The following is a 12,941-nucleotide window of genomic DNA, read 5'->3' as shown; positions in this document are numbered from 1 at the left end:
CTTTTGAGAGGTTTTTTTATATTTTAATGAAGCCAATACTTTGAACTTATGTCATCATATTGGCTAATTTAGAAAATAACTGTGGGTTGAAACATAGACCATGAGTAACATCGTTATATGTATGAAGTGGGGAACCAAATACGGTTCTGACTACGTTAATCGTTTATATAATATGGTGAAAAGACATACCACAGTTGATTTTCAAATGGTATGTCTAACTGACCGTACCGAAGGTATTGATCCTGCGGTTAAATGTTTTCCCATTCCGCCATTGGCACTTCCTGAGGGAGCGCCTGAAAGGGGTTGGAATAAACTGTCTACTTTTGAACCAGATTTATATGGTTTGGAGGGCAATGCCTTATTTTTAGATCTTGATGTGGTCATTGTTGATAATATCGATGATTTTTTTACTCATCCTGGTGAGTTTTTGATTATTCATGATTGGAAAAGACCTTGGCGTATTACAGGCAATAGCTCTGTCTATCGTTTTACGCTTGGCGCATTTCCAGGTCTTTTGCCCTATTTTCGTGAAAATTTTGACGAGATTCGTCAAAAATTCCGTAATGAACAAGCTTATTTGTCATGGTATGTAGATCGTGAAGGCAAGCAAACATATTGGCCTGATCATTGGTGTAAAAGCTATAAATATCACTGCCTACAAAAAATTCCGATGGCATATTTTAAACCACCTGTGAAACCTGAAGGTGTCAAAATAATCGTATTTCATGGTGAAATTAATCCACCAGATGCAGTTAATGGTGGTGGCGGGAAGTGGTATCGCTATGTGTTGCCATCTCAATGGATCAAGGATGCTTGGCAGTAAGCTATGAATGACACACTCAATCAAGAATATAGACCATACCGTTTGAGTGTGGTCATTATGGTAAAGAACGAAGCCAAAAATTTAGAACAATCTTTACCTGCTTTGAAAGGTTGGATCGATGAATTAATTGTGCTTGATTCTGGCAGTACGGATCACAGTCAATCTTTGGTTGAGGCAGCAGGCGGTCAATGGTATGTGAATGCTGAATGGCCTGGTTTTGGTAAGCAGCGTCAAATTGCGCAAAGTTATGCTACTGGAGACTGGATTCTTGCTTTAGATGCAGATGAAGTCATTACTGAACAATTAAAAAAGAGTATTTTAGACGCAATTCAGACTCAACCAGAAAATACAGTCTATGGCGTTAAGCGAATTGACTGTATTTTTGGACATGAAATCGATAATCCACTTTGGCCGATTAAGGCCCACTGGCGCTTATATCCAAAGCATTTCCAATATAATGATAATTTAGTTCATGAGTCTGTTGACCTGAAGCAAGCTGAGACTCAAGCTTTAAAAGGCTATATGCTGCATCAAACTGCGGATACACCTCAATTTTGGTTAGATAAGCGTTTGGCTTATGCGAAAGCATGGGCAGAAGATCGTCACCAAAGAGGAAAAACCGTTAGCATTTTTAGTGTGTTTTTTCATGCATTGTGGGCGTTTATAAAACAGTATTTTATTGATGGTCGCTTTTTAATGGGCAAATATGGCTTTGTATATGCCTTATTATTTAGCCAGTACACCTTTAATAAATACGCAATTTTATACGATTTAAAACACAATCCTGCGGAAACTACATTTCAAAAAATCTTACAACAACAGACGCTGCTGCAACCAATCCAACTGAATGAGAAGAAAGCGACAGTTTCATTGGTGATGATTGCTAAAAATGAATCTCGACATCTCGCAGCCTGTTTAGAAACAGTCCATGATATTGTGGATGAAATTATTATTCTTGATTCAGGTAGTACCGACAATACTCGTGAAATCGCAGAAAAATATGGTGCTAAATGGTTTGTAAATAAAGATTGGCAGGGTTTTGGAAAACAAAGACAGCTTGCTCAAAGTTTTGCGACTCAAGAATATGTTTTGGTGATGGATCCTGATGAAAGACTAGATCAGTCACTCAGAGAATCCATTGTGAATGTGCTTAATCAGCCTTTACAAAGAGATAAAGTATTTAGTTTTGCACGTGTTAATTTCTTCTGTGGCGTCGAAGTGCAAAAGCGCTTTTGGTATACGGATAAATTAGGCCGTCTTTATTCAAATCAAGATTTTAAATATTCATCTCTAGAGGTGCATGAGTCTCTAGATCAAAAAAATGTGCCTTCGGTACGACTGAATGGTTATTTACCCCATTTAACCAACGATGATTTACACCATTTCTTACTGAAAAATATTCGATACAGTCATGACTGGGCGAGTGATAAATATAAGAATGGAAAGAAAGTAAATTTATTTGCTTTGATTTTTCGCTCGATTTTTTCATTTATTCGTGAATATATCATTCGTGGTGATTTTATTGGTGGAGCGTATGGATTTATTTTAGCAATGGCATCAATGGGCTATACCTTAGATAAGTATTTGATGCTGTGGGAAAAAAATAATCAAAAGTAATATTAAAAGTAATGTTAAAACGCTTAAGTTTTTGATATTTTATACGAGAATTATCAGCTACATGTTTGAAGTTCGACATTCTAACTCATTTTTTATATTGATAATTTTTGTTGGAGTTTACGCTTTTGAATGATTTAACGAAATGAAAGTATTAATTGTCAATCAGTCTCAGATACCAGTATATGCATATGGCGGTACAGAACGTGTTATTTGGGATTTGGCTAGAATTTTAGTCGAATTGGGTCATGAAGTCGTTTTTCTAGTACCACAAGGATCGTCTTGTGATTTTGCTGAAGTGTTGTTCATTAATCCTGCGCTAAGCTGGGATCAACAAATACCTTCAGATATTGATATTGTTCATTTTCAGTTCCAACCTCCTAAAATGAAATTAGAAACGCCCTACGTAGTTACTGAACATGGGAATGCCAAGTTAAATTCACTATTAGATTCTAATACTATTTTTGTTTCTAAAGATCACGCACAACGTCATGGATCCAATCATTTTGTATATAACGGTTTGGACTGGAGAAACTATGGTGAAGTGGATTGGGGGATTAAACGAGATTATTATCATTTTTTAGGTAAAGCGGAATGGCGTTTAAAAAATGTTAAAGGTGCAATACACGTTGCTAAAAAAGCAAACGTTCCTTTGCATGTTTTAGGCGGTCAGCGCTTCAATTTTAAGCGAGGTCTAAGACTAACATTTTCCTCTAAAATTAAGTTTCATGGCATGGTTGGTGGTCAGGAAAAACTAGCGCTGCTACAGAATTCTAAAGGTCTTATTTTTCCTGTTAAATGGCATGAGCCTTTTGGTTTAGCAATTATTGAAAGTATGTACTTTGGTTGTCCTATTTTTGCTACACCTTATGGTGCAATTCCAGAGTTAGTCCCAGTACAGTGTGGTAAACTGAGTCATAAGGCCGAAGTTTTAAAAACTGCTATAATAGAAAATAATTATGATCCATTGATTTGTCATCAGCACGTTAAGCAGCATTTTAATGCGATTAAGATGGCAAACCATTATTTGGAATATTATCAATTAGCGATATCAGGTACCAAAATAAATCTTGAAGCGCCATCTTTAAAAGAAACAGCTGAAAATCAGCCTTGGTTTCAATAAATGTAATTTGGAATATTTTATGCAAAACTATGTCATTAGTCTAAAAAATGCCTCTGAACGTAGACAGCATATTGAATATGAATTTTCAAAAAATAATATTAATTTTAGTTTTTTTGATGCGATTACACCTGATCAAGCAAATACTATCGTCTCAGATATGAAAATGAAAGTGAATGCTGAGTTGCTTGCTCCATCTGAGTTAGCCTGTTTATTGAGTCACATTGAACTTTGGAAAAAAATAATTTCAGAGAGTATTCCTTATACGGCTATTTTTGAAGATGATATTTACTTAGGTGAAAATGCAGAAAGTATATTTAATGATGATGATTGGCTTGAATCTGATTGGCATATTATTAAACTTGAATATTTTTATCGTAAAGTTATTCTCAGTAACGAAGGTAAAAATTTAAAAAATACAGATAGGAAAGTGCATGTATTAAACGGTCCAAATTTAGGTGCAGCCGCCTATATTTTAACTTTAGATGGGGCGAAAATGTGCCTTGATTATGTTTTAAATCATACGGCACAACCTGTAGATCATCTTATTTTTGATAAAGCGATATTAGATCGTTCATTGAAAGTTCATCAGATGAATCCTGCTATTTGTATTCAAGAACTCACCTTATCGCCAGAAATAGAAAATACTAAACTTGCAAGCAGTCTGTTGAAAGAAAGACATTCCAGAATGAAAACCTATAAGAAAAAAGGTTGGAATAAAATAAAATTAGAGCTTATACGTATCATTAGGCAAATTAGGTTTGCATTGTTAAAGAAGACAGTCAGTTTTAAATGATTTTGAGAGTTAGATCTTAGTGTAAATGAAAAATTTTATTATTAGTTTAGTTGACGCAGCTGATCGTCGAACACATATTAGGAATGAATTTAATAAGAGTGAAATTGATTTCACCTTTTTTGATGCCATTAATATTACTCAGATTGATGAAGTTTCAACTCAATTAAATTTGAATCTCAGCAATTCTGATTTAACAAATGGAGAAAAAGCATGCCTTTTATCTCATGTTTATTTATGGAATAAGGCCATTGAAGATCATTTAGAATATATTGCTATTTTTGAAGATGATATTCTTTTGGGTGAGGATATATCGAGTTTTTTGAATAATAATCATTGGATTTCAGAAGAGATGGATATTATTAAACTTGAGGCATTTTCACCATCAGCGCTCATGATTTTGAAAAAAATACCGATTACAAAGCAAAGACACCTTCGTAAAATGCAGGGGATTCATCTGGGAGCGGCGGGCTATATTTTAAGCCAAAAAAGTGCCAAAACATTGCTTAAATATATCCAGAATTTAGACGTGATTATTCCTGTTGATCATATTTTGTTTGAATTCTTTATTGAATATTCAGATCTCAATATTTATCAAATATGTCCAGCATTATGTATTCAAAGTGATCGTTTGAATTCCAACCCAAATACCAGTGTGATTCATAGCCAATTGGAGTCTGAACGCAGAGAGCGCTTAGATTATAATTTACTCAATGAACGAAAGATAAAAAAGAATTTGGTCTTTAAAATTAATCGCGAATATCAACGTTTAGTAATTAAATTAAAATTATTATTTTGCAAAATTAGTTTTAAATAATACGGAATTTTAACTCACTCATAATGTTTAATTTCATTTTGCATGCGACGGAAACGTTTATAGCCCCATAAATATTGATGGGGTTCAGCATTAATCATGTGTTCCAACTCTTTATTTAGCGTATCAACTGAAAGTTGTAAATCTTTAGATAAAATTTCATCAGAAAGTTCATTGACAAAAATTTCAAAACCATCAAGCTGATTTGTACGTCTACAACTTAAGCCAATAACAGCACATTGTGTTTTTGACGCTAATTTTGAAACCAATGTAGAAGACAGCGTATTTTGTCCATAGAATGGTGAGTAAACTCCTCCAGACTCCTTAGGTACGTGATCAGGTAAAATTGCGGTTAATCCACCTTGTTTTAGATGTTTGAATATAGCACGCACACCTGATTCATCTGTCGGGACTAAAGTTGCATTTAATCGCTGTCTCGCTTCTAACATGAAGCGATCTAAATCTTTATGTTTATTGGGTTTATACATGATGACAGGGGAGGAGTATTGATTTAGCCAGACATTTAAGAGTTCCCAAGTGCCAAAATGTGGAACAACGACAATTACACCTTGTCCTGCATTAATCGCATCAAAAAAAATATTTTCGTTATGTATTTTGGTAATCAGTGAGAGAGCATAGTTGGTACTCGAACCCCAAATTTTGATGGATTCTGCATAAGTCATACACTGACTTTCCAAACTTTTCTTGATCAAAAGAGTTCGTTGATCTTGATTTAATTCTGGGTAAGCAATTTTTAAATTAATTTCTGTTGTTTTTCTAGCGGATGAATTGGTAATAAATAACAGTCTTCCAATGGCCTTTGCGAGAGATTGAATCGCTGTCATTGGAAGTTTAGAAAAAGTTTTTAGCGTTGAATACATCACGATGATTTGAGCTACTCTAAAAATTCAAAAGATAAGAGCTTAAGTTCGATCAGAGTTTCCTTTAATCACCATATAAATAAGCGCTGAAATAACACCAAAACCAGCAACAAAACTACTTCCACTAAAATAAACAATACGCTCGTAAGTGGTTAAATTAAATAATTGTTCATTTAAAATATAACGCATAAATGCCCACTGCACGATTGCAAAAACAATAATAATAATTGTATGACGACGAACATCTGGACGCATAGCCATGAGAAACTACCTTTAAATGAATGACATCATTATGCCATTGATGAGAATATATCTCAATTTTGTTATGAAAAACAAAAGCCCTACATGAGAGTAGGGCTTTTAAAAGAATCAAAAATTAAATTATTTCGTTTCTTCAGCTTTTGGTTTTTCGCGTAGACGAATTCCTAAGTCACGTAACTGGTTGCTTTCAACTGGCGCAGGTGCTTGAGTTAAAGGACATTCTGCAGTCTTTGTTTTCGGGAATGCGATTACATCACGAATAGAAGAAGCACCAGTCATGAGCATCACTAGGCGATCCAAACCGAATGCCAAACCACCATGCGGAGGAGCACCGAATTTTAATGCATTGAGTAGGAAGCTGAATTTTTCTTCCGCTTCTTCTTCATTAATACCCAGTGCTTCAAAGATCGCTTTTTGCATTTCTAGGTTATGAATACGCAGTGAACCACCGCCGACTTCAGTACCATTTAATACCATGTCATAAGCAACTGAAAGTGCAGCACCTGGATTGTTTTTCACTTCTTCAACGCTAGATTTTGGTAGCGTGAATGGGTGATGTACAGAGGTCCATTTGCCATCATCAGTTTCTTCAAACATTGGGAAATCAACCACCCAAAGTGGCGCCCACTCGCAAGTTGCAAGCTTCATGTCGTGACCGACTTTGATACGTAACGCACCCATTGCATCGTTTACAACTTTAGCTTTGTCTGCACCGAAGAATACGATATCGCCATTTTCAGCGCCAACACGTTTCAATAGATCAAGTACGATTGGCTCGATGAATTTAACGATTGGAGATTGAAGACCTTCAATGCCTTTTTCAAGATCGTTGACTTTAATATAAGCCAAGCCTTTTGCACCGTAGATACCAACGAATTTTGTGTATTCGTCAATTTGGCTACGTGGAAGCGCGCCTGCACCTGGTACACGAAGTGCAACAATACGCCCTTTAGGATCTTTAGCAGGGCCTGCGAATACTTTGAACTCAACGTCTTGCATCATGTCTGCAACGTCAACCAATTTCAAAGGAATACGCATATCTGGCTTGTCAGATGCATAGTCACGCATTGCATCCGCATAGGTCATACGTGGAAATTTATCAAACTCAACGTTTAAAAGTTCTTTGAACATTTTAACAGTTAAGGTTTCCATCAAATCCATAATGTCATCGTCACTCATGAACGATGTTTCAACGTCGATTTGGGTGAATTCAGGCTGACGATCTGCACGTAAGTCTTCATCACGGAAACATTTAGCAATTTGGTAATAACGATCGATACCGCCCACCATCAACAATTGTTTAAACAATTGTGGTGATTGTGGAAGTGCATAGAAGCTACCGTTTGATACACGACTTGGCACTAAATAGTCACGTGCGCCTTCAGGTGTTGCACGAGTCAAAATTGGTGTTTCAACGTCTAAGAAACCATGATCTTCGAAATAGTTACGAATAAGATTGGTGAGTTTAGAACGGAAGCGTAAACGATCTAACATTTCAGGACGACGAATGTCCAAGAAACGATATTTCAAACGAATTTCTTCAGAAATATTGGTGTTTTCATCATTCAATGGGAATGGAGGAGTCTCAGATTGAGCAAGAACTTCAATTTCCTTACCCAAAACTTCAATTTGGCCACTGACCATATTTGAGTTTTCTGTGCCTTCGTAACGACGACGTACGCGGCCAGTGATTTTTAATACGAATTCTGAACGTACTTTATCTGCAGTTGCAAATGCTTCTGGGGTATCAGGATCAATAACAACTTGTACAAGACCATCGCGATCGCGCATGTCTAAGAAGATTACGCCACCATGGTCACGACGACGATGTACCCAACCGCATAATGTAACGGTTTGATCAATTTGAGTTTCGGTTAAAGAACCGCAGTAATGAGTGCGCATCATAGCGTATAAAATCCAACTATATGGGTTAGTGAAAGCGAGTACGTAAACAGCGTATCGCCTTTATTCGAAGGATGAATTATGCCTCTTTGAGTAGTTTGTCACAAGCGCAAGATCAAGAAACAGCAGTAATTCAAACGAATATCTTCGAATGGATAGATCGGGTCTCCAGATTATTCAAAATAAGCGCGACGATCTAAAATTTGAAACAACATGCATCCGAATGCAAATACGATGAGAAATGAACTAAAAAAATGATTAATCGATTTACCGATGAACCAGTACAGATCATTTTGCCAAGGAGGAGTACCTAAGGGTTGTGCAAATGCAATGTAATTAAAACAGCCCGCAAAAAAGGAAATGATGAGTAAGCTGAGCGCGTACATTTTTATTTTAGGATCAAGCGGTTTTATTTGAGTATGGATTTTCTGATGTTTTAGACCCATCCATAATAAAATAGGTAGGGCTAAAATGGATGTCCCTATTTGTAAAACACGATGTATCGGAAAATGTTGATTACCAATGCGAATCGATTGACTTAGAAAGTCATTAAATGCAAAAGTACGATAATCCACATGCGTTAAACCATCCCAAATAAGATGAGTTGCTGTACCAATAATCAGGGATAACATGGTCCAAAAAACAAATATGATGATTTTTTTAAAAGATGTGATGTTGAGCGGTTTGTGTAGGCCTAAAAATCGAAAAATAGCTGGACGAAAAATCAGATACCAACTCAGACAAAAAAGTAGACCAATCAACAAATTTGGATACAGCCATGCACTCCAAAGATGGGTGCTGTTAATTTCTTCTGACGTAAATAAACGGACTAGATCAGGTACCATACAACCGATGGCAAGCGCTGAGATGGGGAGTCGTTGTCCTGACCATTTAGATAATGGGGGAGCAAGCACAGCGTGAGAAATGGTAAAAGGCATCTTTTGAATATATCCAAACCTATAATGAGGCGCAATAATGTTTGTGTAGTATCTAGATTAATATTTACATTTCTTTAAAATGAGCCATCAAAAATTTTATCTGGCGATAGAATGAGTTATATAAAAGAAAACACATATAAACTTAAAGAAATGAAAGGGATTTTGCTGATCTCATTGATGTTTTTGCTGGTTATTTTTCATCAAATGTTCAATAAATCCTTTCAGCATTGGGATGTTTCCATCGTTCTAATGCTGTTCTTTTTCTTTTGCGCCTATCAGAAAAAAGTAGTAAAGCCAAATTTGTCATTAATCGTCTTTAGTGCATCAACTTTTATTTTAGTTACACTTAATTATCATCTTTTCAGTAGATTTGATCTGATTCCTCCAGACTTATATCGAACCTATAAACATTTAATCAATCAATATATTTGGTTTTTACCCTTGATTGCGTTACCAACGATTTACAGTTTTACGGGATTCAATCAAAACCATTTTTCTAAGATTCTGAATATCATTTTGGTATTTTTGGTTTTTTATCTGTTGTATTGGGGAGTTGCTTTAAATTTTGATCGGGGTAATTTTTCCGAATATTTTAATCCAGTCATTAGTTATGACATTACCTTTATTTCAATTGCATTATTGGGGTTGTGTTTCTCTTTCTTGCAACAAGGCAAAGCGTCATATTTGAGTCTTTTAGTCAGTGTTTCTGCGCTATTTTTGCTGATTTTGCACGGCTCACGTGGGACGTGGGTGGGCGTTCCTTTGGCACTATTGATTTTGAGTATATTTTATTACCGCACTCAGCTTAAAAAAGTGATGTTGATGCTTATTTTATTTTTAGTATTTATCTTTGTTAATTTAGTACTCCCGTCTTCTCCAATTCAAGAACGGGTAAAACATTTAAAACAAGACACTGAAAATATCGTACAAAATAACTTCGAGAACAGTTCGGGCATACGTTTATACTTATGGGATAACGCTATAGATCTATTTAAAACCAGTCCAATCCTGGGTGTGGGGATGAGTCAAATCGAGCAAGAGAACTGTAAATTACAAGCGCAAGGAAAGCTTCCAGTTTGTTTTCAGCATCAACACAGCATTTACTTTCATGAATTAGCAGCAAATGGTGTTGTTGGTATCTTGGCTCTATTTTTGACCTTTTTATCTGCGATATTTTACTTTATTCGGATGTTTTCTTCGTCAGATCAATTGATCAAAAGTTTGGCCGTTTTTGGATTTATCTTTGTGAGTTATTACATGTTGAGTGGACTCACAGAATATTATCTATTTTTTAAAAATACCACGTATATCTTCTATTTAATCACAGCGTCTTTAATGAGTTTTATCATAATTCAGGAGTCAAAGGTGCGGTTTAAAAAGGATTTGCAAAGTGCATAGATTCTGCTTGGTTGCACTTCAATTAAGAATCTAAGCGGTTTTTCAATGTCGGATCGCTAAGTGAATAGAGATCCGAGACTTTTTAACGATTAAACAAATTTTTGGTTGCAAACACACTGTAATGTTATATTATTACATAATTCTGTATTATAATGTTTTGGACCAGTGCATGACTTTCCATAAAAATTTGATCACGATTTCCATACTATCAATCGTTTCAGCATCAGTTTTTGCTGAAGAAAAAAAACAAGTAAATCGATTAGAAACCATACAGTCACAAGCTCATCCATTGATACAAACAGCTGCTGACTTTGCCGTTGCTGATCATGTGATTGATAATAAAAAACTTGCAGAACGTGCCACAACGATTGGCGACGCATTGGCTGATGAGCTTGGTGTATATTCAAACCAATATGGTTCAGGATCCAGTCGCCCAGTCATTCGCGGTCAAGATGGTCCACGTGTTAAAGTTCTTCAACATGCTTCAGAAACAGCCGATGTTTCAACTTTGTCTCCAGATCATGCCGTGACAGTCGATCCGATTTTGGCCAAGCAAGTCGAAGTGATTCGAGGTCCATCTACACTTTTATATAGTGCAGGCAATGTAGGCGGTTTGGTGAATGTCACAGATCAAAAAATTCCGACCCAAATGCCTGACAATGGTATGCAAGGTGAAGTTGGAGTCCGTTACAACTCTGGTAGCGATGAAAAACTAGCCAGCGCAGGCGTTACAGCTGCGATTGGTGATCAATTTGCATTACGTATTGAAGGTTCAAAGCACAAAGCGAATGACTATATCGCGCCTGATTATGTTGTATCTGAGTCACACGGTGACCATTTTCATGATGAGAAAAAACGCCGTGTAGACAATACTTTCTCTGAAGGACAAACGGTCAATGTCGGTGGATCTTGGATTCATGATCGTGGATTTGTCGGTTTGTCTTATAGTAATCGTCAAGATCAATATGGTTTGCCAGGACATAGTCATGAATATCATGGTTGTGAATTACATGGTGATCATTTTCATTGTCCTGCAGCAGATGAGGGCGACCATGATCATGAGCATGAGAACGTTGCGGGTCCGTGGGTCGATTTAAAATCTGAACGTTATGATCTTAGAACTGAACTAGATCAACCTTTCAAAGGTTTTGAAAAATTGCGTGCCCATGCAAGTTTCACTGATTATGAACATGATGAATTAGAAGAAAATAGTGTGATCAGTAACTTTAAAAGTAAAGGTTATGATGCTCGTTTAGAGTTGGTTCATGCTGCTGTTGCGGGCTGGGAAGGGGTCATTGGTACTCAATTCTCGCAACAGAAAATTAATTTATCAGCGTCTGAAGCACATAGTCATGGTGATGATGAACATGACGACGAGGATCATGACCATAGCCACGATCATGCTGAGCATGAAGGCCATAATCATGATGTACTTATGGCAGATACGAAAACTCAGAAATATAGTATTTTTGGTTTAGAACATCGTCAATTTGGTGATGTTCATGTGGAATTAGGTGCTCGTGTAGAGCATCAAACTATTGATGTGGAATCGACTCAAAAAAATTATAGTGGTACAGGTGTTTCAGCGTCAGCTGCAGCGAACTGGGAATTTATGCCGAACTATAAATTATCGATTGTTGGGTCGCATCAACAACGCTTACCACTTGCGCAAGAGTTGTATGCCGATGGCTTACACTTTGCGACCAATACTTATGAATTGGGTAATGATCAGTTAGATAAAGAAACGTCTAATAATTTAGAACTTGGTCTTCATTATGAAGGTGGCAAGTTAGATTATCACATGCATGTTTATCATAACTGGTTTGATGATTATATTTATGGCGCAACGATTGCGCAAAAAGGCAATTTACGCGGTGTGCAATATACGCAAGATAAAGCAAAATTTTACGGCACTGAAGCTCAGCTAGGTTACCGCATTAACGAGATGTATAAAGCCAGTGTATTCGGTGATTATGTACGTGGAAAAATTGATGGTGAAAACGCGCCACGCGTTCCAAGTGGTCGTTTAGGAACCAAGGTAGAAGCTGACTTTGCGGATGGTTGGTCAGGATTGGCAGAGTATTATCATGTGTTTAAGCAAGATAAATTCACTGCATATGAAACAGAAACCCAAGGTTATAATATGGTGAATGTCGGTATTTCATATGCCGGTCAATTGAATAATCGAAATGATTACCGCGTTTATTTGAAAGCCAATAACTTATTAGATGATCAAGTTTATTCGCATGCATCATTCCTATCGAACATTCCTCAAGTTGGACGTAACTTTACGCTAGGCTTAGGGTTTAGTTTTTAATTCATCGGACCTGTTATTAAGAGTTTGAACAGAATTACCCTTGAAAAATATACAAATAAAACCTAGTCTGAGTGATCGGA

11 protein-coding genes are annotated in these 12,941 nt (G+C 36.4%); 7 read left to right on the top strand and 4 right to left on the bottom strand.

The genetic code is table 11. The features are described 5' to 3' along the window. Positions 1–100 precede the first annotated feature (100 nt). The 5 genes from V5M36_RS12965 to V5M36_RS12945 all read left to right on the top strand — a co-directional run bounded on the left by V5M36_RS12965 (position 101) and on the right by V5M36_RS12945 (position 5,167). Positions 101–823, top strand: coding sequence for a glycosyltransferase (locus V5M36_RS12965; protein ID WP_338559715.1), 723 nt, complete (start codon positions 101–103; stop codon positions 821–823). A 3-nt stretch (positions 824–826) separates the two neighbouring features. Continuing rightward, positions 827–2,440 carry a glycosyltransferase family 2 protein gene (locus V5M36_RS12960; protein ID WP_338559713.1) on the top strand — a complete coding sequence of 538 codons (1,614 nt, stop codon included), beginning with the start codon at positions 827–829 and terminating at the stop codon, positions 2,438–2,440. Positions 2,441–2,582: 142 nt separating this feature from the next. Continuing rightward, positions 2,583–3,560 carry a glycosyltransferase gene (locus V5M36_RS12955; RefSeq protein ID WP_338559710.1) on the top strand — a complete coding sequence of 326 codons (978 nt, stop codon included), beginning with the start codon at positions 2,583–2,585 and terminating at the stop codon, positions 3,558–3,560. A gap of 19 nt (positions 3,561–3,579) precedes the next feature. Then, a complete protein-coding gene (locus V5M36_RS12950) occupies positions 3,580–4,353 on the top strand; it encodes a glycosyltransferase family 25 protein (RefSeq protein ID WP_338559708.1) in 774 nt (257 codons plus the stop codon). Positions 4,354–4,378: 25 nt separating this feature from the next. Beyond that, a complete protein-coding gene (locus V5M36_RS12945) occupies positions 4,379–5,167 on the top strand; it encodes a glycosyltransferase family 25 protein (RefSeq protein WP_338559706.1) in 789 nt (262 codons plus the stop codon). 14 nt (positions 5,168–5,181) lie between these two features. Here V5M36_RS12945 and V5M36_RS12940 read toward each other — a convergent pair whose 3' ends face one another. From V5M36_RS12940 to V5M36_RS12925, 4 genes are all read right to left on the bottom strand, one after another. Then, complete coding sequence (locus tag V5M36_RS12940) at positions 5,182–6,045, bottom strand: lysophospholipid acyltransferase family protein (protein WP_338564218.1); 864 nt, start codon at positions 6,043–6,045, stop codon at positions 5,182–5,184. Positions 6,046–6,087: 42 nt separating this feature from the next. Continuing rightward, complete coding sequence (locus tag V5M36_RS12935) at positions 6,088–6,306, bottom strand: hypothetical protein (RefSeq protein ID WP_338559704.1); 219 nt, start codon at positions 6,304–6,306, stop codon at positions 6,088–6,090. 120 nt (positions 6,307–6,426) lie between these two features. Continuing rightward, on the bottom strand, positions 6,427–8,211 hold the full coding sequence (gene aspS / locus V5M36_RS12930) for an aspartate--tRNA ligase (protein WP_338559702.1): 1,785 nt from the start codon (positions 8,209–8,211) through the stop codon (positions 6,427–6,429). Between the two features lie 170 nt (positions 8,212–8,381). Continuing rightward, complete coding sequence (locus V5M36_RS12925) at positions 8,382–9,146, bottom strand: DUF4184 family protein (protein WP_338559700.1); 765 nt, start codon at positions 9,144–9,146, stop codon at positions 8,382–8,384. A gap of 111 nt (positions 9,147–9,257) precedes the next feature. On the opposite strand from V5M36_RS12925, the gene V5M36_RS12920 reads away from it, so the two are divergent. After that, complete coding sequence (locus V5M36_RS12920) at positions 9,258–10,544, top strand: O-antigen ligase family protein (protein WP_338559698.1); 1,287 nt, start codon at positions 9,258–9,260, stop codon at positions 10,542–10,544. 169 nt (positions 10,545–10,713) lie between these two features. After that, the gene (gene znuD, locus V5M36_RS12915; RefSeq protein WP_338559695.1) at positions 10,714–12,861 is read left to right on the top strand and encodes a zinc piracy TonB-dependent receptor ZnuD; all 2,148 of its coding nucleotides are present in this window, start codon (positions 10,714–10,716) and stop codon (positions 12,859–12,861) included. The last annotated feature ends 80 nt before the right edge of the window (positions 12,862–12,941 follow it).

It is taken from the genome of Acinetobacter sp. KS-LM10, assembly GCF_036896575.1.
GTDB classification, from domain to species: domain Bacteria; phylum Pseudomonadota; class Gammaproteobacteria; order Pseudomonadales; family Moraxellaceae; genus Acinetobacter; species Acinetobacter avistercoris.
Note: the sequence above shows the minus strand (reverse complement) of the source record. Positions and strands in the feature narration are given on the sequence as shown.